Genomic DNA, 20768 nt, shown 5'->3' with positions numbered 1-20768 from the left:
GCGCCCGTCAGCTTGCGGCGCGTTGGATGGTGATGTCGCCGTGCCGCGTGCGGGCGTGAACCGTGAGCTGGTTGTCGGACGTGCCCGGGTCTTCCTGGGGCGGTACGGAGTTGCGCACCGACCCTCGCTTGCTGTTGGCGTCCACCCGGGCAGCGGTGCCCTCGCTGATGCCGATCTCGATGTCTCCTGAGTGGTTCGCCAGCTCCGCCCGACCGCGGGTCAACCGGCCGATCCGGATGGCGCCGTTGCCTGTCTTGGCGGTGACGCTGCCGTCGGCGCGGTCGATGTCGAAACTGCCGCTGCCACTGCTGAGGTCGAGGTCGGCCGACGCGTGGCCGATCCAGATCTGCCCGCCGGAGCCCGAGAGCTTGACGGTGTCCTCGACCTCGCTGATCCGCAGTGCGAACGTGCTGCCGTCGATGGTGGCGCGCTCGGCGATGTGGCCGATCGTGACCTCACCGGCCGCGATGTTCGCCTGCAGCGCGTTGATGCGATCGAGCTGGACCCGACCCGATGCCATGTGCAGCTCGCACTCTCCCAGTGCGCCCTCAGCGTGAACATCCGAGTGCGCCAGGTAGGAAACCAGGCTGGAGCCGGCGGGCAGGTCGATCGTGATGGCGACCGAACCGTTCTTGTCCCCGGAGGCGGTCGTCTTGACCGACAGCTGATCGCCGGCGAAGTCGACCTTGGTCTTGTCGGCCACCCTGACGTCCGACTGGCTCGCCTTGTTGATGGGTTCGACCAGCACCACGGTGTCGGTCCGGTCGCTCGCGGTGACCCGCACCCGAGCACCGGCGACAACAACGGTGGCGACGATGGGTCCTGGCGTGGCGAATGTGGGCATGATGCCTCTCCTCCTGTCTCGTACGTGATCTGTTGGTGGGCGGCTCCGCCGCCCCAGCCGGTGAAGCATCGGTCCGCACGCCCACGGCGCGCGCTCGTTGACGGCGAGCGCGCGCCGGGTCAGTTCGTCGCTGGCGGCTTCGGGGTCAGCCCGATCACGGCCCTCGGAAGGCCATCGCCCGGGAGGTCACGCGCGCTTCGTGAAGGTGGAACGCGCCCACAGGTAGCCGACGAGAGCGATGCCGACGCACCAGGCGATGGCGGTGATCGCGTCGCTGGAGGACGGTGCGCCGTTGAGCAACCCGCGCATGGTTTCGATGATCGGCGTGAAGGGCTGGTATTCCGCGAACTGCCGCAGGCCCGGCCCCATCTTCTCCGCCGGCACGATCGCGCTGCTGAAGAACGGCAGCATGACCAGCGGCACGGAGGCCAGACCCGCCGTCTCCGGAGACTTCGCCGCCAGGCCCAGGGCGACCGTGAGCCAGCCGGCCGCGAAACCGAGCAGCACGACGATGCCGACCACGCCGAGCCAGTCGAGGGAACTTGCCGACGGGCTGAATCCCAGCAGGAAGGCCACCCCGACGAGCGCCCCGATGGCGAGCAGATTGGTCAGCAGACTGGCGACGACGTGACCGGTCAACACCGCACCACGGGAGACGTCCATGACCTTGAACCGGTTGATGATGCCCTTCGTCATGTCGGAGTTCACTGACGTGGCGGTGGCCCCCAGCCCGTAACAGACGGCCAGCAGCATCAGTCCCGGCGTCGCGTAGTCGATGTAGTCGACACCGACGTTGAAAGCGTCTCCGAACATGTAGACGAACATCAACATGATCACGATCGGCATCAGGATGGCGTTGAACACCGAGGTCGGATTCCGGGCGATGTGCTTGAAGTTGCGACGCAGCATGACCATCGCATGGGACTTGGTGCTCATTTCGCGACCACCTCCGTGGTGTGGGTGTGGGTGTGGCCCGTCAGGGCGAGGAAAACGTCATCGAGGTCCGGTGTGTGGACGGAGAGCTCTTCGGCGCTGATCGAGTACTCGTCGAGCCGGTCCAGCAGGGCCCGCAGCGATCTCGTCCCGCCGTCGCTGGGAACCCGCAGGGCCAGTGCCTCGTCGTCGCGCGTGGCGTCGGTGAGGACCCGCGCGGCCGCGTCGAGTTCGGCGACGTCGGTGAACCGAAGCCGGACATGACTGCCGGGGACCTGGCGTTTGAGGTCGTCGGGAGTGCCCTGGGCAACCAGGCGGCCCTGGTGGAGTACCGCGATCCGGTCGGCGAGCTGATCGGCTTCCTCGAGGTACTGAGTGGTGAGGAAGATGGTGACGCCGTCGGCCACCAGCTCGCGGACGATCTCCCACATCGTGCGGCGGCTGCGCGGGTCCAGTCCGGTCGTCGGCTCGTCCAGGAAGATGATCCGTGGCTTGCCGACCAGCGTCATCGCCAGATCCAGCTTCCGGCGCATGCCGCCGGAATAGGTCGACACCGGCTTCTGCGCCGACTCCACCAGATCGAACCGCTCCAGCAACTCCGTGACGACCCGCCGGCCCTCGCCGGAGCCCATCCGCTTCAGATCCGCCATCAGCTGCAGGTTCTCCTGCCCCGTCAGCAGCTCATCCACCGCCGCGAACTGACCGGTGACCCCGACCACCGCGCGCACCGCCTTGGTCTCGGTCGCGATGTCATGCCCGGCAACCCGTGCCGTCCCACCGTCGGCCTTCATCAACGTGGTCAGCACGTTCACCGTCGTCGTCTTGCCCGCCCCGTTCGGACCGAGCAGGGAGAAGACTGTGCCCGCACGAACATCCAGATCGATGCCGTCGAGCACGGTCTTGTCCCCGAAAGCCTTTCGTAGCCCGGAAACCTCAATCGCTGAACTTGTCATGCGCCCACGATCGGCGGCCGACCTGTCACCGGCCTGACACGCCCCTGACACGGCCACTGACATGGTGTTCGCCCAGGTGACCGGCAGTTCTTCCGGATGACCGCAGGCATCCTCATGTGTCTTCTGCGGGACGACGGGGACCGGCCGTGCAGCCGCGCGGACCACTTCGAGCAGTCCGCGACCGCTGGTCCCTGGCCCCTCTACCACCGTCCTGCCCGGTGCGCCGCGCGCTAATCTGCCGCGCATGGTCTACCGCGTCGGGGACGTGCTGCGCATCTCCTGCCCGTTCACGCCAACGGTCGTCACCGGCGTCGACGAGGCGCACGTCAGCGTCCGCTGGCCCTGGTGGGAGATCGACCCGGACGCGGAGGGCTCGCGCTGGAATGGCGAGGCGGCCCTGGGCCGCGCCGATCCGAACGAGCTGTACGCGACCGACCCGCCCTCCCTCCGCCTCGCACCCGGCGATACCTGCCGGGTCGGTATCCCGGCGCGGATCATCCACGTCATCGAGGTTCACGAGTACGACCCGCCGCAGGAGTCGGGCTGGCTGCCTCGCCCGAGCCTGAGCCCGCTCGTTCTGCGCGCCGGTGAGGCTCCGGACGCGGCATCGGAGTTCCAGGGCACGAGCATCGAGCCCGGCGGCGGGTGTTCCGTTCACGCTCGAACTGGTCTTCCGCCCGTACGCCTTCCTGGAGGCCGGCGACGACGTCGCCGACGCCGACGGCCGTGCGTGGCGCTTCGACGGTCCATGGACCTGGGCCGCGTACGACGGTGCGGGCGGCATGCCGGCCTGGCCCCTGACTCTACTGACCGGCGCAGCAGATCCGGCGGCGGTCGCGGCCGCGACCGCCGCCGGATCACACGAAGCCGAAGTCACCCGCTGGCGCCGAGCGGCCGCCTTACAACACGAGGCCCAGCACCGCTGAGCAGGCCACGGCGCCCAGAGCTACCGGCGGCCTGCCCAAGTATCCGGATCTGCCGATGTGCGCGCCTCGCCGGTCTCGTCCGGTAGAACGGTGAGCGACCGCGACTGGTGTGGGCGAAGGAGCAGGTGAGTTGTTGTGGAGAACCCAGACGTGGGTGCGGCCGCCATATCGCGGGTTTACGTCGACATGGTTGGAGACCTGTTCCACGCGGGCCACGTGTCGCTCCTCCGGGAGGCGCGCCGCCATGGTGACTGGCTGGTCGTCGGCGTGCTGTCCGACGACACCGCAGCCTCCTACAAGCGTCGTCCCATCATGACCCTTGCCGAGCGTGTCGCCGTGATCGAGTCGTGCAGGTACGTCGACGAGGTGATTGAGGACGCCCCGCTCCAAGTGACCGAAGAGTTTCTTGCCGAGCACGGGATCACCACCGTGGTGCACGGCGACGACTTGTCGCCCGAGGGGGCCGAGTTCGTATACGGGCCCGCTGCAGCAGCCGGGAAACTCACTTACGTTCGGCGCACGGGAGGAATCTCAACCACCCAGTTGATCCAGCGGGTGCTCGACGCGGCCGCCTCGCGAAATGAATGACCGGATCTGCCGCGATCCGGTCACTACGGAGGGTGGCGGTTGTCTCGACAGGCGTAGGCGTAGCGCCGAGGAGCGCCAGCGCTGCAGGCCACCCGTCGACCAGGTGATGGGAGGACGTCGACCGGATCCCTGATGGCCCGTAGTCGCGGACGTCCGACATGATGACCGCATGGACGTCGAGGAACTGATCGCGCGCCATCCGCAGGTCTTCCACACGATGTCGGCGACCGCGTGGCCATCGGTGCAACGACACGGTCTCCTGTCCACGCAGCAACTGATCGATTTGTTCGACCTCGACGCTGCCGAGCGTGACCGACTCCTGAGCGCCCCTCGCAAGCAGTCCACCGTTCTGCGCGCGCCCGGCCTGCCGCCTGCCGTGATCCGCGATCAGAAGCCGATGAAATTCGTCGCGGAGAAGATTGATCCAAACTCCTCGCTGACCGAGTACCTCGCGGCCATCAACTCCCGGGTCTTCTTCTGGGCCAGCGCTGAGCGGCTGGACCGGCTGCGTCAAGCGAAGGAGTACCGCACCGAGGACCAGGTGGTCCTGCACGTCGACACCCGCGCCCTTGTCGAGCGACACGGCCCACGAATCGAACTCTGCCGGCTCAACTCCGGGGCCGTGACGCAGAAGAACCACCCCATGCGGGGGCATCGATCCTGGCTGCCGATCGCCGACTACCCCTACGCCGAGTACCGCCGCCGGTACGGCCGCGATGGCGCCTTGGTCGAGATCACCGTGTTGGACGCCGTCCCTGACATCCTCGACCTGACCGACAAGATCGAAGGCACCATCGACTGAGATCCACACCCATCGCGGTCACAGGACTGCATTGCGCTCCACCCCGCAGGCAGGCGCTCGTACACCTGCTCGGGATCAGCCTTCACCAACCCGCCGGGGCTTCCTCGTCCTCTACGACTCCAGTGACCACCACTGTCGGGACCGATAAGCGGGCAGGACGCGGCGTTCATCAGCCCTACAAGCCCGGCCCCGCGTGCGGTGCGGCCCGACTGAATTGCAGTCCTCGACCGATCTTGACATCCGGTTATGCCGCGATCCGAGCGCTACGGGGCGTCACGCCGAGCTGGCCTGGTTGCCGTCCGGACGTGCCGATGGCACCGCGTTGGCTCGGTCCTGCATGTCGTCTCAGCGTTAGAGGTTGTCTCACGTGGCAAGTTTCGCGAGCTTCTTGTAGCAGGTCAGGGCGGCGGCCATGGCCAGGCCTCGGCTCTGCCAGTCGTTGCGGACCACGTACGGGATCTTGAGACCACGAGCAGCCCATGGCAGGCTCATGCCGCATGATCGACGAATTCGCGAAAGACAACCTGTACGGGAGACTGCGGCGGGACCGCAAGGCGCTGCTCTGGAAACTCGACGGCTTGTCCGAATACGACGCCCGCCGACCTTTGACAGCGACCGGGACCAACCTCCTCGGCCTGGTCAAACACGTGGCCACCGTCGAGGCCAGGTACTTCGGCGAGGTCTTCGACCGCCCTTCCCCGGAACCGCTGCCCCGGTGGCAGGACTCCAACGGCAGCGATCTGTGGGCGACTGAGGACGAGACCCGCGATCAGATCATCGGGTTCTACCGGCGCACGTGGGAACACTCGGACGCGACGATCAACGAGCTTCCCCTCGACGCCCCCGGCCACGTGCCGTGGTGGCCGGAGCCTTATGCCGACACGAACCTGTTCGCCATCATGGTCCATGTCCTCGGCGAGTCCATCCGGCATGCCGGGCACGCCGATATCCTGCGCGAGGGCCTCGACGGCCGGACCGGGTTGCGCGCCGAACACGAGAAGCAGATCGACGAGGAAGCCCGTGCAGCCTACTGCGCGAAGATCGAGCAGGCCGCCAGGTCGGCCGCACCAATCAAGGCTTAGAAGTTGTCTCACGTGACTTGATGTTCGTGCGGCATGATGCCGGTCGTGGGTGCTGATCTATCGAAGCGTCTGGTTCCTGATGAACTCTGGGAGCTGGCCGCCCCGTTGCTGCCGTCGTTCGCTGCTCGTCCGTAAGGTGGTGGGACCGCTCCGTGTGACGAGCGGGCCGTGTTCACGGCAGTGGTGTACGTGCTGACCAGCGGCTGTGCCTGGCGGCATCTGCCGCCGACGTTCGGCACGTCGCCCGCCACCGCGCATCGCCGCTTCACGGTATGGACCGAGGCCGGCCTGTGGCGTCGGCTGCACCGGGCGGTGCTGGACGAACTCGGGGCCCGGGGCGAGGTGGACTGGACCTCGGCGATCGTCGACGCGGCCTCCGTTCGCGCCAAAAGGGGGGATCGCTGACCGGGCCGAACCCGGTCGATCGCGGCAAGAAGGGCAGCAAGCTGCACGTGGTGTCCGATGCCCAGGGCATCCCGCTCGCCGTCGCCGTGTCCGGCGCGAACATGCACGACAGCCTCGCCCTCAAGCCGCTCATCCGCGGCATACCCGCCGTCCGGTCCCGCCGGGGACCACGGCGGCGCCGACCCGTCAAACTCCGCGCGGACAAGGCGTACTTCTCCGCCGAACACCCGGCCTGGCTGCGCGAGCGCGGGCTCGGCGCGCGCATCGCGCGGCCCGGCATCGAGTCCGGCGAACGCCTCGGTCGGCACCGCTGGAAGATCGAACGGTCGATCGCCTGGCTCTTCGGCTACCGCCGCCTCACCGTCCGATACGAACGAAAGGGCTCGCACTTCCTCGCCTTCCTCGGCCTGGCCGCCGCCCTGACCTTCTACAAGAAGCTCGCGAAACTTGCCACGTGAGACACCCTCCTAGGGACACGAGCATGACCGATGAAGAGGCTCGCGAGGTCGCATTTGCCTTCCTCGCTGACCGCATTGACAAGGTTCGCACCGGTGAATGGGTGATCATCGGTGCGTGGGAGCACGAGACCGCATGGTCCGTGGGCTACCAGTCCCGCACCTTCATCGAGTCAGGCGACATACACGATTCGTTGGTAGGCAACGGACCTGTGGTCGTGCCCAAGTCCGGCGTGGATCCATGGCTGGCCTGGTCCGGTCGGCCGGTGGAAGAACAGATCGCCGAGGGGCGACCCACCCTCGGCTGAACGCACTGACATGCCGCCGACCGGGCGTCACGGTGCGTCACCAGCGGTCAGTAAGTGAACACCTGCTCCGGTCGACGATTGTGCGCCGGAGGCGCTAGGCCCAAGGTGGGATGTATCGGCCCACGTAGTCGCGAGCACGGGGGAGCGGGTCATGCCAATACTGGTTCGGCATGCGGTGGTGGTGCTCCTCGCAGAACTCAGCGAGACTGTCTATGATCTTGACGCGCTCTAGCGGGTGGCCTTCAAAGTCTGTGTTGGCCATCAGCAATTGCGGCTCGGGATTCCAGCCAGAGTGGTCGAACGCCCAGCCCTCCCAGGTCGCGTAGGTGTGGAAGACCTGCCGGTCGCCCGCGAAGCGCACCGCCGCTATCTCGATCGGCCGGTTTGGGTAGGAATCTCGGCAAACCCAGGCGAGAATGTGACACGCTCCGGCGGCGAAGAAGGCCTGGTCGGTCCGTTCCCATGCGACGCGCTGATCTGATCGCTCGATCGCCGTCCGACGAAACGCTCCCGCTGCTTTGGCTGCCACAACCCGGACCTTAGTGGATGGCCCGACGCATCCGCTCATGCCGCGATCCGCGCTGTTGTGGCTCCTGGCGACATTGCGGAGGGCGTGGTTAGCTCGGCCGGTGAGAGCCGACTTCGAAGACTGGGCACGCCGGACGTTCTCAGGATGGAACGCCGTCCCGTTGCTGCCACCATCCTCGGCGTGCTCCTGCTCGCAACGGGGTTCGTGATGGCGTCGAGGTGAATTGGCCTCGTGACGTCTTCTCGTGGCGCTGAGCGCGCCATTGAGCTCAACTTTTCGTGGGACGCGAGCGTCGTCGTTGCTTATCTGTTCGTCCCCGGTGCCGATTGATGAGGTCGGGTGGCCGAGCCGCCGGCGAGGTACACCGGAGCCCGTCGGGCTCGGGCACCTATCGCTGCGCGGACTCGGGGGGCGACGTTGCCTGGGAGGCGCTGCTCGGCCTCAGGAGACGAGAAGAAGGCGACGTCTTCCAGCTCCTGTTCCGGGAGGTGGAAACCGTCAAGGTCGGTAGCGATCCCGCAGTCGAAGGTGAAATGGATGAGAGCGCGTGGCCGCAGCCCGGCGGGCGGTGCCCAGTCCACGACGAGCAGATCGCCCACTCCAACAGCGACGCCGAACTCCTCCCGGATCTCGCGCGCGCAGGCTTGATGGGGGTATTCGCCCTCGTCAACGTACCCACCCGGGAAGGCCCAGTGGTCGCGGTATGTGGGTTTGACGAGCAGCACTTTGCCGGCCGGGTCGGTGATGAAACCTGCTGCAGCGGCGTAGAAGGCGGGCAGGTTGTCATACCAGGTGGCGGGCTCCGTCCAGGTCACGTCGGTGACGCTAGCCGACGTGTCTTGAAGCGACCTCGTGCTAGTCGGTCGGAGTCGGGATCGGGAGAGCCCGCAGGAGATCGTTGACCTGCGGCACTGCTTGGTAGGGGCGCAGCGCGGAAGCGAGTTCGCGGACTCGGTGTGTCACGCGGGCGGAGTGGACGTCTGGTGCGTACCGCACCAACTCCCTTCCCCAGCCGCAAGCGGTGTCCACGTCACCAACCTGGGCGTGGGTGGCGGCGATGAGGGCGGTGTGCAGTGCGCGTGTCCGGGTGTTGCGATCGGCCAGAGTGATCGCATCAGGTGCGTGTCGCAGGGCCTGACGGTAGCGGCGCAGGTCGCTCAGACATTTCAGCGCGGCGCCCGCGAAGTGCGCCGGGCTGAAGTAGTTGACCCAGCGCGGTCCGCCTTCTGGGCTCGATCGGTCGATGGCGCGTTCGGCCTTGGCGAGTGCGGTCTGGCAGGCGCGCCTTTCGCCCGCTCGGCCGTACGCGCTGGCGGCGGTGGTGTAGAGCCGGGCCCGGACGGCGGCGGGGGCGCGCCCTGCTCCGTCGATCGCTGCTTCCGCGAGCCTGGTCGCATCCCGATCGTGACCGAGGTAGACCGCCTGGGTGGCGAGGTTGGCCAGCAGGTGGGCGCCGTACAGGCGATCGTCGGCAGCCCTGGCGAGCCGCAGGGCGATGGTGAGATGGCGTTGGGCCGTGCCGTGGTCAGCTGCGTCGTATGACATGAAGGCGAGCTGACCGGAGAGCGTCGCCGCTGCGCGCATGAGATCGCGGCCGATGGCGTCGGGGTAGGTGCCGTGCAACATGGGAACGACCTGACGCACGAGGAGGTCGGCCATGAGTGCTCGGGTGCGCGGAGAAGCGCCGCCGTGACGTCGGTCGAGGTCGGTGAAGTGGTCGGCGAGCACGTACAGCGACTGGATCTCGGCGTTCGTGACAGGGTGTCGGCCGCTGCCAATCACCGTCTCATCGGGAAGGTCATACCGCCAAGCGAGCGCGGCCTGTAGGGCGGTCGCGCTCTGGAACGTGCCGTTGGCCTGCCACTCAAGTTGCTTGGTGAGCATGGTCCAGAGTTGCTCCGCCGAGTCGATCGCGTGACTGACAGACGGGGGGTAGGCCGCGTCGACGATGACGCCGATGTTCGTGAATCCCAACTCCGCGACGGCGACGGGGCGACCGAGCTTGCGCGCGATCGTCTCACCCATGATGGCTTGGACGTGCTCGGCGGGTCGGCGTCCCCGGAGCCACCAGTAGACGCTGGCGGCGTCATAGCGCCAGGACCCGTGGCTGCGGCCGGCATGGTTGAGCTGGCGGGCGAAGGCAGCGTGGGCATTGCCGTAGCCCGCTGCACTGAGCAGTGCGTCGAAAGCGGCATTGGTGACCGGCCGCACCATGTATGTGCCTCCAGGCATCGAGTGACTACCGCCAGTCACGAGCCTACGCGGTGCTGTGGCCGGTACGACGCCCCGCGCAACCCCGCGCAACTCCCTGTCTGGGCAGCGCAATGGCACGCACGCCTCGCCATCTGGTCGGTCTGTCGGGAGTGAACTTCGCTGACATCGGATGAAGCGGTGACCGGGATTTCCTGAGCTTGTCACCGCTTCCTTTCGAAGGAGGTGGGGATGCGAGACCCGGGCCATGAGCCGGCGGCCAGCCGGGGCGAGCAGGTGGAGGAAGCCGAGCGGGAAGCCGCGAAGCGGCGGCTCCTCGCGCAGGCCGACGCGGAACGCATACCGGTTGAGGAGACGACTCAAGCGAGACCGGACCGGCGGTGGCGGCGTGACCGGTGATGGCGAACCGATCGGTCGCCGGGTCGCCCGCTGGCGGGTGCGGCGGCGGATGACCCAGCAGATGCTCGCCGACCGGCTCGGCAAGTCGAAGAGCTGGATGGACAAGGTCGAGCGGGGCGTCCGAGCGCTGGACCGGTACTCGGTGGTCCACGAGATTGCCGAGGTGCTGCGGATCCATCCGGCGGTGCTGCTCGGCGAGCAGGGTCTGAAGGCAGCGTCGACCACGCTGGACGGGGTGGACGGGATACGCGCCGCCCTCGCCCGCTACGACTTCTGCCGGAGCACGGTGTCAGTGGCGGAGATGAGCCGGCATGTCGCGCACGCCTGGCTGACCTACCAGCACGCGCACTACGCGCAGGTGGTGCGGCTGCTGCCGGGGCTGCTCGCCGTCGCCCAGGGGCTGCCTGAAGCAGAGCCGGAGCTGCTGGTGCAGACGTACCGGATCACCTCGTCGTTGCTGGTGAAGCTCGGCGAGGCTGACCTCGGCTGGTTGGCCGCAGACCGGGCGGTGACCGTGGCGGGCGGCGACCCGGTGCTGGCTGCGACGGCGACCGTGCCGATCGGGCAGGCGCTACGCGCGCTGGGCCGGGGACGGCTGGCGATGGAGGCAACCGTCGCAGCCGCCCACCGTCTGCCGTCGACATCGGAGGGGGCCGGATCGGTGTGCGGCACTCTGTTGCTCCAGGCCGCCCTCGCCGCCGCCGAGTGTGGCGACGCCCGCCGCGCCGAGGAGCTGATCGACCAGGCCGCCGAAATCGCGGCACAGGTCGGAACCGGTGACGACCGGCATCGAACCAGTTTCGGACCGGTCGCCGTCGACCTGGCCCGAGTGGTGAGGGCGGTCGAGCTGGGTGACGCCGGGGAAGCGGTGTACCGGCACGAGCAGACGACCCGGCGGGAGGCGTGGCGGTCGTTGCCGGCCGAGTACCGTGCCGCGTACCTGGTGGACGCCGCGCGGGCGTACCTCCAGATCGGTGATGTGCCCGGGGCCGCACGCGTGTTGATGGACGCGGACGGCATCGCACCGGCTGAGGTCCGGTATCGGCGGGCGACGCGTACGGTGATCGCCGAGATGGCCCGGGGCCACCCGGCGCCAGCCGGCGTAGCGCGCCTGGCGACGCTGGTCGGCCTGACCCGGTGACGCCTGGGACCGAGCCGCTGCGCCACGTCCTGACGGCCGGCGGCGGGGCCGAGATCACCTCGGCCCCGCCGCTGTCAACCGAACAGGGTAGGGGCGCGGTCAGGCGCCGACGTAGGCGGCGAGGTGCTCGCCGGTGAGGGTGGAGCGGGCGGCGACGAGGTCGGCGGGGGTGCCCTCGAAGACGACCCGGCCGCCGTCGTGGCCGGCGCCCGGACCGAGGTCGATGATCCAGTCGGCGTGCGCCATGACGGCCTGGTGGTGCTCGATGACGATGACCGACTTGCCGGAGTCGACGAGCCGGTCGAGCAGGCCGAGCAGGTGCTCGACGTCGGCGAGGTGCAGGCCGCTGGTCGGCTCGTCCAGGACGTAGACGCCGCCCTTCTCGGCCATGCGGGTGGCCAGCTTGAGCCGCTGCCGCTCGCCGCCGGAAAGCGTGGTGAGCGGCTGGCCGAGGCTGAGGTAGCCGAGCCCGACGTCGGCGAGCCGCTGCAGGATCGCGTGGGCCGCGGGGATCCGCGCCTCGCCGGCGCCGAAGAACTCCTCGGCCTCGGTCACCGACATCGCGAGCACCTCACTGATGTCGCGGCCGCCGAGGTGGTATTCCAGCACCGACGCCTGGAACCGCTTCCCCTCGCACTGCTCGCAGACGGTGGCGACCCCGGCCATCATCGCCAGGTCGGTGTAGATGACGCCGGCGCCGTTGCAGGTGGGGCAGGCGCCCTCGGAGTTGGGGCTGAACAGCGCCGGCTTCACGCCGTTGGCCTTCGCGAACGCCTTGCGGATCGGCTCGAGCAGTCCGGTGTACGTCGCCGGGTTGCTCCGCCGGGACCCGCGGATGGCGGTCTGGTCGACCGCCACCACACCGTCCCGCCCGGACACCGAGCCGTGGATCAGGGAGCTCTTGCCGGAGCCGGCGACGCCGGTCACCACGGTGAGCACCCCGAGCGGGATGTCGACGTCGACGTCCTGGAGGTTGTGGGTGGCGGCGCCGCGGATCTCCAGGGTGCCGGTGGGCGTGCGCACCGTCTCCTTGAGGGCGGCCCGATCGTCGAAGTGGCGGCCGGTGATGGTGTCGCTGGCCCGCAGCCCCTCGACGGTGCCCTCGAAGCAGACGGTGCCGCCCGCCGTACCGGCGCCGGGGCCGAGGTCGACGACGTGGTCGGCGATCGCGATCGTCTCCGGCTTGTGCTCCACGACCAGCACCGTGTTGCCCTTGTCCCGCAGCCGCAGCAGCAGGTCGTTCATCTTCTGGATGTCGTGCGGGTGCAGCCCGACGGTGGGCTCGTCGAAGACGTAGGTGACGTCGGTGAGCGAGGAGCCGAGGTGGCGGATCATCTTGGTGCGCTGCGCCTCGCCGCCGGACAGGGTGCCCGAGGGCCGGTCGAGCGAGAGGTAGCCCAGCCCGATCTCCACGAACGAGTCGAGGAGGTGTTGCAGCCCGGCGAGCAGCGGGGCCACCGAGGGCTCGTCGAGTCCGCGGACCCAGTCGGCCAGGTCGCTGATCTGCATCGCGCAGACGTCGGCGATGTTCTTCCCCTTGATCTTCGACGACCGGGCCTCTTTGCTGAGCCGGGTGCCGTCGCACTCGGGGCAGGTCGTGAAGGTCACCGCCCGCTCCACGAAGGCGCGGATGTGCGGCTGCAGCGCGTCGACGTCCTTGGACAGGAACGACTTCTGGATCTTCGGGATCAGCCCCTCGTACGTCAGGTTGATCCCTTCGATCTTGATCTTGGTCGGCTCCTTGTAGAGCAGGTCGTGCAGTTCCCGCTTGGTGTACTTGCGGATTGGCTTGTCGGGGTCGAAGAAGCCGCAGCCGCGGAAGATGCGACCGAACCAGCCGTCCATGCTGTAGCCGGGGATGGTGAGCGCGCCCTCGTTGAGCGACAGGCTGTCGTCGTACAGCGCCGACAGGTCGAAGTCGGTGACCGAGCCCATGCCCTCGCAGCGCGGGCACATGCCGCCGGTGATGGCGAAGCTGCGCCGCTCCTTCACGGTCTTGCCGCCGCGTTCGACGGTGACCGCCCCCGCCCCGCTGATCGAGGCGACGTTGAAGGAGAACGCCTGGGGCGATCCGATGTGCGGCTGGCCGAGCCGGCTGAAGACGATCCGCAGCATCGCGTTGGCGTCGGTGGCGGTGCCGACCGTGGACCGGACGTTGGCGCCCATCCGCTCCTGGTCGACGATGATCGCGGTCGTCAGCCCGTCGAGGACGTCGACCTCGGGCCGCGCCAGCGTCGGCATGAAGCCCTGCAGGAAGGCGCTGTAGGTCTCGTTGATCATCCGCTGTGACTCCGCGGCGATCGTGCCGAACACCAGCGAGCTCTTGCCCGAGCCGGAGACGCCGGTGAACACCGTCAGCCGGCGCTTCGGGATCTCGATGCTGACGTCCTTGAGGTTGTTCTCGCGCGCGCCCTGCACGCGGATCAGGTCGTGGCTGTCGGCAACGTGCGGCGCGGGCGACCGCGGGTCCGTCCTCGTGGCCATGCTCATCGTGTCTCCATCTGTGTGGCGGGGCCGCTGCGCGGGCTCCGTCGGCGTCGCGCTCGGCGCGGGAACCACGGTATCCAGGCTGCTCCGGCCCGGGCGCCCCGGTGGCCTCGGCCATTCGGCGGTCCGGCCGATGCGTCGGAGCAATCAGCCCTCGCGCATCAGCTCGTGGTCGGGCACCGTCACCGCGCTGGAAGCCGGACGGCTCAGCACAGCTCGTTGATCCGGGTGAGGTTGCCCGTCAGACGCGGAAGGCCAGGGCGGCGTCCGTGTCGGTGTGCGGGAGGAAGGCGTGGTGAACGCTGATGTTCATGGCGGTCACGCTAGTTGCGGCTACGTGGCCCGTGCTTCTCGATTCCTGACCGGTCTGGTCACCTGTTTCGAGATGCACGGCGGCATCTCCGCCGTCGCGCGAGCCTGCTCGGCCCGATAGGTGCTCGGCGGCACCCCGACCAGCTCCGTGAAGCGGGTGCTGAAGGTGCCCAGCGACGAGCAGCCGACCGCGAAGCAGACCTCGGTGACGCTCAGGTCGCCACGGCGCAGCAGCGCCATGGCGCGCTCGATGCGCCGCGTCATCAGATAGGAGTACGGCGACTCGCCGTAGGCCTGCCGGAACTGGCGGCTGAGGTGACCGGCCGACATGTTCGCGCCGCGGGCGAGCGCCTCGACGTCCAGCGGCCGCGCGTACTCCCGGTCGATCCGGTCGCGGACCCGGCGCAGCCGCGCGAGGTCACTCAGACGCTGCGCCTCGGGGGATCTGCTGGTCACCTACCAGATCGTGCCACATCCGGCGGTGTCTGGAGCACGGCCGACCGCCGGGCGACCCGGAGGTCCGCCCGGGTTTCGGGCTGATTCGGGGTTCCTGGGGCGATTCGTGGGCATAGCGTCAGGCGTGGCGGCTTCCGGCCGCCGGGCCGTCCCCGTGGGCGGTCACGGCCGAGCGACGGTGGTGCGGACGTGGACAGGACCGAACCGACGGTGCTGGACGAGTTGGAAGGCAAGGGCCGGGGCACCGGACTGCCCCGGCTGCTGGGCGTGGTCAGTCTCGCCCTCGGCGCGGGCGGCCTGCTCGCCCCGCGCGCGGTGGCCCGGCTGACCGGGGTGGACGACTCCCCGCAGGCGGTGGGTGTCATCCCGGCGGTGGCCGCCCGGGAACTGGGGCACGCCGCCGGGCTGCTCACCGGACGTCGCCCCGGCGGCTGGGCCTGGACCCGGGTGGCCGGGGACGCGGCCGACCTCACCCTGCTCGGCCGGGCGCTGGCCGACCGGTGCGGTGAGCGGCGTCGGCGGGTCGCTGTGACCACCGCCGTCGTCGCCGGCATCGCCGTTGTCGACCTGCTCGCCGCCGTCCGCGCCGGGCGGGCCCGCCGGGCCCGGGAACGGCTGATCCTCATGGAGGTCGGCGTCACCGTCAACCGCCCGGCGTCGGAGGCGTACCGGTTCTGGCGGGACCTGGAGAACCTGCCCCGCTTCATGGCCCACCTGGAGTCCGTCCGCGCCGACGACCTGCGCCGCTCGCACTGGACCGCACGCGGCCCCGCCGGCCGGCTGGTCGGCTGGGACGCCGAGATCGTCGAGGACCGTCCGAACGAGCTGATCGCCTGGCGGTCGCTGCCCGGCGCCCAGGTGCCCAACGCCGGCCGGGTCCGCTTCGTGCCGGCCCCCGGCGACCGGGGCACCGAGGTCCGGGTGGAGCTGGGGTACGCCCCGCCGGCCGGGCGGCTCGGCCGCGCGGTGGCGAAGCTCTTCGGCGAGGAGCCGGAGCAGCAGATCCGCGACGACCTTCGCCGGTTCAAGCAGGTGCTGGAGACCGGTGAGGTGGTCCGCTCCGACGCCAGCCCGCAGGGGATCACCCTGCACCAGCAGCTCAAACAACGTCCCGCCCAGCCGCTGCCCGCCCGCTGACCGCCACCGCGAAGGAAAGACGATGAGAGCCACCACCTGGACGGGCACGGACAGCGTCAAGGTCGTCGACGTGCCCGACCCGCGCATCATGAACGCGCGGGACGCCATTGTGAAGATCAGCTCGACGGCGATCTGCGGCTCCGACCTGCACCTCTACCACGGTTACATCCCGGCCATGCGCAAGGGCGACATCCTCGGCCACGAGTTCATGGGCGAGGTGGTCGAGGTCGGTCCGGAGGTGGACAACCTCGCCGTCGGCGACCGGGTGGTGGTGCCGTTCCCGATCGCCTGCGGCAACTGTGCCTCCTGCCAGCAGGGCCGCTACTCGGTCTGCGAAAACTCCAACCCCAACGCCGGCATCGCCGAGAAGATCATGGGCCACTCGCCGGCCGGCATCTTCGGCTACAGCCACCTGCTCGGCGGGTACGCCGGCGGCCAGGCCGAGTACGCCCGGGTGCCGTTCGCCGACGTCGGCCCGATCAAGATCCCCGACGAGGTGCCCGACGACCAGGCGCTGATGCTCGCCGACGCCTTCCCCACCGCCTACATGGGGGCGGAGATGTGCGACATCACGCCCGGCGACGTGGTGGCGGTCTGGGGCGCCGGGCCGGTCGGCCTCCTCGCCGCCGCCAGCGCCCGGCTGCTCGGCGCGGAGCGGGTCATCGTCATCGACCGGTACCCGTACCGGCTGCGGCTCGCCGCCGATCGGGCCGGCGCGGAGACAATCAACTACGAGCAGCTCGACGTGCTGGACGAGCTGAACCGGCTCACCGCCGGCCGGGGCCCGGACGCCTGCATCGACGCGGTCGGGCTGGAGGGGCACCACGGCAACGCTGCGATGTACGCCTACGACCGGGTGAAGCAGGCCGGCCGGCTGGAGACCGAGCGGCCCTTCGCGCTGCGCGAGGCGATCCTGGCCTGCCGCAGCGGGGGAGTGGTCTCGGTCATCGGGGCGTACGGCGGGTTCGTGGACAAGTTCCCGATGGGCGCGTTCATGAACCGCTCGCTGATCATGCGGACCGGGCAGTGCCACGTGCAGCGCTACACCCGGCCGCTGCTGGCGCGGATCGTGAAGGGCGAGATCGACCCGAGCTTCGTCATCAGCCACCGGATGCCGCTCAAGGACGCGGCCAAGGGCTACAAGATCTTCCAGAAGAAGCAGGACGACTGCACCAAGGTGGTGCTCAAGGTCTGACGGCCCCGGGGCCTGGTCCGCCGCTCAGGGCAGTGGCCACTCGTGCACCGGGCGGTTGCTGTGCATCAGGTCCACGTAGTGGCGGACCACCTCGCGCAGCGCCGCCGGCCGGTCCAGGTGGTCGGCGGACTCCAGCCGGTGCAGGGTCTCGACCTGCCAGGTCGCCCCGTTGCGCCCGGTCAGGCAGCGCTGCTCGATGATGCTGAGCAGCCGGTCGCGCTCGGCCGGGTCCACCCCCCACCGGTCCAGCCCGTGGTACGCCAGCGGCAGCAGCCGCCGCAGCACCAGCTCGGTCACCGGCAGGTAGCCCAGGCCCGGCCAGTAGACCTGCGCGTCGATCCCGTGCCGGGCGCAGTTGGTGAAGTTCTCCTCCGCGGCGCTGAACGACATCTGCGACCACAGCGGACGGTCGGACTCCGCCAGGGCCCGGACCAGCCCGAAGTAGAACGCGCCGTTGGCGACGGTGTCCAGCACCGTCGGCCCGGCCGGCAGCACCCGGTTCTCCACCCGCAGGTGCGGGCGGCCCTTGAGCACGTCGTAGACCGGCCGGTTCCACCGGTAGACGGTGCCGTTGTGCAGCCGCAGCTCGGCCAGCTTCGGCACCCCGCCGGCGGCCAACGCCTCGGCCGGGTCCTCCCGGTCGCAGACCGGCAGCAGCGCGGGGAAGTAGCGGACGTTCTCCTCGAACAGGTCGAACACGCTGGTGATCCAGCGTTCGCCGAACCAGACGCGGGGGCGTACCCCCTGGGCCTTGATCTCCTCCGCCCGGGTGTCGGTGGCCTGCTGGAACAGCGGGATGCGGGTCTCCCGCCACAGCTCCCGGCCGAAGAACAGCGGCGAGTTCGCGCCGAGCGCCACCTGGATGCCGGCGACCGCCTGGGCGGCGTTCCAGTGGTCGGCGAACTGCGCCGGGCTGACCTGGAGGTGGAACTGGGTGCTGGTGCAGGCCGCCTCCGGGGTGATGGTGTCCGCGGTGGTGGCCAACCGCTCCACCCCGTTGATCGAGATCCGCAGGTCCTCGCCCCGGGCGGCGAAGATCTGCTCGTTGAGCAGCTCGTAGCGCGGGTTGTGCGACAGCGTCGCGGCGGTGAGGTGCTCCGGGCGCAGGGTGGGCAGGATGCCGATCATCACCATGTGCGCGCCGACCGTGCGGGCCTTCTGCTCCGCCGCGTTCAGGCTGGCCCGGACGTGCTCCTCGAACTCGGCGGTGCCGGTGCCGGCGAGCCGGCGGGGCGCCACGTTGATCTCGACGTTGAACTGCCCCAGTTCGGTCTGGAAGCTGGGGTCGGCGATGGCGGCCAGCACGTCGGCGTTGCGCATCGCCGGCATCGACTCCTCGTCGACCAGGTTCAGCTCGATCTCCAGCCCGGTCATCGGCCGCTCCACGTCGAACCGCGACTCGCGCAGCATCTCGGCGAAGACGTCCAGACAGCGGCGTACCTTCTCGCGGTAGCGGGCCCGGTCCTCTCGGCTGAAGGTCCGCACGCCGACGTCTTCGCCCATTGGTCACCACCCTGTCACCGTTGGTTCCCCCAAACCTCGCACGTTCCGGCGTGGGCGGGGAAGACCCGAAGGGCTCTTACCTACCCATTCGCGGCCTCCGTGATCCCCGTCCCTCCGCTGCGGTTCCGCCCCGGGTCGAGCGACCCGGCTGGTTAGCATGGCCCGATGCGTGAGAAGACGACCCGGCTGTTCGTGGCGGCGGCGATCGCCGAGGCGTGCTCCTGGCTGGCCCTGCTGGTCGGCATGGCCGTCAAGTACGGCCCACCGGCCAACGAGATCGGCGTCAAGATCTTCGGACCGATCCACGGCGGACTCTTCGTCGCCTACGGACTGCTGGTGCTGGTGATGGCCCGCACCCACCGATGGAGCCTGCCGGTCACCGCCGTCGCCCTGGTCAGCGCCGTGCCGCCGTTCGCCACGCTGTTCTTCGAGCGCTGGGCCCGGCGGCGGGGCATGCTCCGCACCGTCCCCGAGCCGGCCCGCCCGCTCACCCCGGTCGGCTAACCGCCTCGGTCGCCAGGAACGCGCCCAGCACGGCGGCGAGCTGCTCCGGCGCCTCCTCCGCCATGTGGTGCCCGGAGTCGACGGACGCCACCCGCAGGTCCGGGGCCCACTCACGCCAGATCGCGGCCGGGTCGCCGTACAGCTCCGCCATGTCGTCACGGCTGGAGAAACAGAACAGCACCGGGCAGCCGATGCGCCGCCCGGCGGCCCGGTCGGCCTCGTCGGCCGCCCGGTCCGGGCCGAGGCCGGCCCGGTAGTCCTCGCACATCGCGTGCACGGTCGCCGGGTCGTGGATGGCCCGGTGGTAGTCGGCGTACGCCTCCGCACCCATCTCGGCCGGGGAGCCGCCGTACCAGGCGTCCGGATCGGCGTTGATCACCCGCTCGGCCGGCTTGGCCGACTGCGCCAGGAAGAACCAGTGCCACCAGCGGGCGGCGAAGCGGGCGTCGCACCGGGCCAGCGCCTCGCCGATCGGCACCCCGTCGAGGACGCCGAGCCGGCTCACCCGGTCCGGGTGGTCCAGCGCCGTGCGCATCGCCACGTAGCAGCCCCGGTCGTGGCCGACGACCGCCGCCCGGTCGTGGCCGAGGGCGTCGAGCAGGCCGACGACGTCGGCCGCCATTGCCCGCTTCGCGTACCCGGCGTGGTCGGGGCCGGGCGGCGGCTTCGACGAGCCACCGTAGCCGCGCAGGTCCGGGCAGATCACGGTGAACCGGTCGGCGAGCAGCGGCGCCACCCGGTGCCAGGTCGCGTGGGTACGCGGGTGCCCGTGCAGCAGCACCACCGGCGGGCCGGACCCGCCGTGCCGTACCCGCAGCCGGACGGGGCCGACGTCGATGTGTTCCAGGGCGAATCCGGGAAACATGGCGTCCCCGGTGCCCGGGGCGGCGGGCCGGGAAACCCCTCAGCCGGTGACCACCGAGCAGGCCGCCACGCCGGCGAGCAGCAGCGCGCCGATTAGCGCCTGGAGCAGCAGCGGCGGCCCCAGGTGCGACCAGACGGTCGCGGTGCGCGGGGTGAGCAGCTGCCCGGTGGTGACGTTGACGATCCGCTCCACCCGGGGCGGCAGGTCCCGGTCGGGCTGCCGGCGCAGGGTCAGCTGCACGTGGTCGGCCGGGTGCAGCGCGCTCTGCGGCAGGTGGCCGTGCAGCTCCACCTCGTAGAGCAGGCCGGCGGCGTCGCGCACCCGCAGCGGGGTGACCAGGAACTCCGGGCCCTTCTTCAGGTCCTTCCAGCCGCGCCGGGCGCCGCCCCCGCCACCGGTGGAGAGCAGGCTGCGCACCAGCAGCATCAGCAGCCCCACCACGCTCGCCGCGGTCACCACCGCCACCAGCACCGGCTGGCCGACCCGCACCTCGCGGGGATATCCCTCCAGCAACCGGACGACCCGCCCGGTGAGGATCCGCTGCGTCGGATGCACGACGCGGAGCCGGAGATCGCTGTCCATGGCCACCACCGAGAGTCCGGATACGTGCACTGATGGTAGCGGTCGCCCCGGTCGAACGACGTGAATGAACCCCGGTCACGCGGACGTGCCGGCGAGGTGACATCCCCGGTGGCGCGGGTAAGCGTGCGGCCGAGCTGGAAAGGGGTCTTGA

20 protein-coding genes and 1 pseudogene are annotated in these 20768 nt (G+C 69.7%); 9 read left to right on the top strand and 12 right to left on the bottom strand.

Translation table 11 applies throughout. The features are described 5' to 3' along the window. Positions 1-7 precede the first annotated feature (7 nt). From ACTMTB_RS22470 to ACTMTB_RS22460, 3 genes are all read right to left on the bottom strand, one after another. A complete protein-coding gene (locus tag ACTMTB_RS22470) occupies positions 8-844 on the bottom strand; it encodes a DUF4097 family beta strand repeat-containing protein (protein WP_441148229.1) in 837 nt (278 codons plus the stop codon). 186 nt (positions 845-1030) lie between these two features. Then, positions 1031-1780 (bottom strand): ABC transporter permease, encoded by a 750-nt coding sequence (locus ACTMTB_RS22465; RefSeq protein ID WP_441148228.1) that lies wholly within the window; start codon positions 1778-1780, stop codon positions 1031-1033. Then, entirely contained in the window at positions 1777-2730 is a 954-nt protein-coding gene (locus tag ACTMTB_RS22460) for an ATP-binding cassette domain-containing protein (protein ID WP_441148227.1), read from the bottom strand. Before ACTMTB_RS22460 ends, ACTMTB_RS22465 begins: the two co-directional genes overlap by 4 nt. A 1061-nt stretch (positions 2731-3791) precedes the next feature. On the opposite strand from ACTMTB_RS22460, the gene ACTMTB_RS22455 reads away from it, so the two are divergent. Both ACTMTB_RS22455 and ACTMTB_RS22450 read left to right on the top strand, forming a co-directional pair. Then, positions 3792-4244, top strand: coding sequence for an adenylyltransferase/cytidyltransferase family protein (locus tag ACTMTB_RS22455; protein WP_441148226.1), 453 nt, complete (start codon positions 3792-3794; stop codon positions 4242-4244). A 169-nt stretch (positions 4245-4413) separates the two neighbouring features. Further along, positions 4414-5046, top strand: a complete 633-nt coding sequence (locus ACTMTB_RS22450; protein ID WP_441148225.1) for a DUF7002 family protein — start codon at positions 4414-4416, stop codon at positions 5044-5046. 363 nt (positions 5047-5409) lie between these two features. Here the strand turns inward: ACTMTB_RS22450 and ACTMTB_RS22445 are convergent, their stop codons facing one another. Then, positions 5410-5538, bottom strand: a complete 129-nt coding sequence (locus ACTMTB_RS22445; protein WP_257548903.1) for a hypothetical protein — start codon at positions 5536-5538, stop codon at positions 5410-5412. A gap of 5 nt (positions 5539-5543) precedes the next feature. Here ACTMTB_RS22445 and ACTMTB_RS22440 point away from each other — a divergent pair, with 5 nt between their 5' ends. From ACTMTB_RS22440 to ACTMTB_RS22430, 3 genes and pseudogenes are all read left to right on the top strand, one after another. Continuing rightward, positions 5544-6128 carry a DinB family protein gene (locus ACTMTB_RS22440; RefSeq protein ID WP_389725289.1) on the top strand — a complete coding sequence of 195 codons (585 nt, stop codon included), beginning with the start codon at positions 5544-5546 and terminating at the stop codon, positions 6126-6128. 45 nt (positions 6129-6173) lie between these two features. Further along, positions 6174-6991, top strand: a pseudogene (locus ACTMTB_RS22435) (IS5 family transposase). Between the two features lie 23 nt (positions 6992-7014). Further along, positions 7015-7296: a YrhB domain-containing protein gene (locus ACTMTB_RS22430; protein WP_441148224.1), complete on the top strand. Its 282-nt coding sequence runs from the start codon at positions 7015-7017 to the stop codon at positions 7294-7296. 94 nt (positions 7297-7390) lie between these two features. Here the strand turns inward: ACTMTB_RS22430 and ACTMTB_RS22425 are convergent, their stop codons facing one another. From ACTMTB_RS22425 to ACTMTB_RS22415, 3 genes are all read right to left on the bottom strand, one after another. After that, positions 7391-7825, bottom strand: a complete 435-nt coding sequence (locus ACTMTB_RS22425; RefSeq protein WP_441148223.1) for a hypothetical protein — start codon at positions 7823-7825, stop codon at positions 7391-7393. 302 nt (positions 7826-8127) lie between these two features. Beyond that, positions 8128-8640 (bottom strand): NUDIX domain-containing protein, encoded by a 513-nt coding sequence (locus ACTMTB_RS22420; RefSeq protein WP_441148222.1) that lies wholly within the window; start codon positions 8638-8640, stop codon positions 8128-8130. Positions 8641-8680: 40 nt separating this feature from the next. Further along, positions 8681-10039, bottom strand: coding sequence for a hypothetical protein (locus ACTMTB_RS22415; RefSeq protein ID WP_441148221.1), 1359 nt, complete (start codon positions 10037-10039; stop codon positions 8681-8683). A 385-nt stretch (positions 10040-10424) separates the two neighbouring features. On the opposite strand from ACTMTB_RS22415, the gene ACTMTB_RS22410 reads away from it, so the two are divergent. Next, positions 10425-11576, top strand: coding sequence for a helix-turn-helix domain-containing protein (locus ACTMTB_RS22410; protein ID WP_441148220.1), 1152 nt, complete (start codon positions 10425-10427; stop codon positions 11574-11576). A 99-nt stretch (positions 11577-11675) separates the two neighbouring features. Here the strand turns inward: ACTMTB_RS22410 and ACTMTB_RS22405 are convergent, their stop codons facing one another. Both ACTMTB_RS22405 and ACTMTB_RS22400 read right to left on the bottom strand, forming a co-directional pair. Beyond that, on the bottom strand, positions 11676-14066 hold the full coding sequence (locus ACTMTB_RS22405) for an ATP-binding cassette domain-containing protein (RefSeq protein WP_441148219.1): 2391 nt from the start codon (positions 14064-14066) through the stop codon (positions 11676-11678). A 330-nt stretch (positions 14067-14396) separates the two neighbouring features. Beyond that, positions 14397-14831 carry a helix-turn-helix transcriptional regulator gene (locus tag ACTMTB_RS22400; RefSeq protein ID WP_441148218.1) on the bottom strand — a complete coding sequence of 145 codons (435 nt, stop codon included), beginning with the start codon at positions 14829-14831 and terminating at the stop codon, positions 14397-14399. Between the two features lie 189 nt (positions 14832-15020). On the opposite strand from ACTMTB_RS22400, the gene ACTMTB_RS22395 reads away from it, so the two are divergent. Next, the gene (locus ACTMTB_RS22395) at positions 15021-15968 is read left to right on the top strand and encodes an SRPBCC family protein (RefSeq protein WP_441148217.1); all 948 of its coding nucleotides are present in this window, start codon (positions 15021-15023) and stop codon (positions 15966-15968) included. A 22-nt stretch (positions 15969-15990) separates the two neighbouring features. Further along, complete coding sequence (locus tag ACTMTB_RS22390; RefSeq protein ID WP_441148216.1) at positions 15991-17163, top strand: zinc-dependent alcohol dehydrogenase; 1173 nt, start codon at positions 15991-15993, stop codon at positions 17161-17163. A 24-nt stretch (positions 17164-17187) separates the two neighbouring features. Here ACTMTB_RS22390 and ACTMTB_RS22385 read toward each other — a convergent pair whose 3' ends face one another. After that, positions 17188-18666 (bottom strand): glutamate--cysteine ligase, encoded by a 1479-nt coding sequence (locus tag ACTMTB_RS22385; RefSeq protein ID WP_441148215.1) that lies wholly within the window; start codon positions 18664-18666, stop codon positions 17188-17190. A gap of 165 nt (positions 18667-18831) precedes the next feature. Between ACTMTB_RS22385 and ACTMTB_RS22380 the strand changes: the two genes are divergently transcribed. Beyond that, positions 18832-19170 (top strand): DUF3817 domain-containing protein, encoded by a 339-nt coding sequence (locus ACTMTB_RS22380; RefSeq protein ID WP_350794221.1) that lies wholly within the window; start codon positions 18832-18834, stop codon positions 19168-19170. Here ACTMTB_RS22380 and ACTMTB_RS22375 read toward each other — a convergent pair. Beyond that, positions 19154-20035, bottom strand: coding sequence for an alpha/beta fold hydrolase (locus tag ACTMTB_RS22375; protein WP_441148214.1), 882 nt, complete (start codon positions 20033-20035; stop codon positions 19154-19156). The genes ACTMTB_RS22380 and ACTMTB_RS22375 overlap by 17 nt on opposite strands. Before the next feature lie 39 nt (positions 20036-20074). Beyond that, a complete protein-coding gene (locus tag ACTMTB_RS22370) occupies positions 20075-20626 on the bottom strand; it encodes a hypothetical protein (protein WP_441148364.1) in 552 nt (183 codons plus the stop codon). Positions 20627-20768: the final 142 nt, after the last annotated feature.

Source organism: Micromonospora sp. L32 (assembly GCF_052068055.1).
GTDB classification, from domain to species: domain Bacteria; phylum Actinomycetota; class Actinomycetes; order Mycobacteriales; family Micromonosporaceae; genus Micromonospora; species Micromonospora purpureochromogenes.
This window is presented reverse-complemented; position numbering and strand designations above follow the sequence as displayed.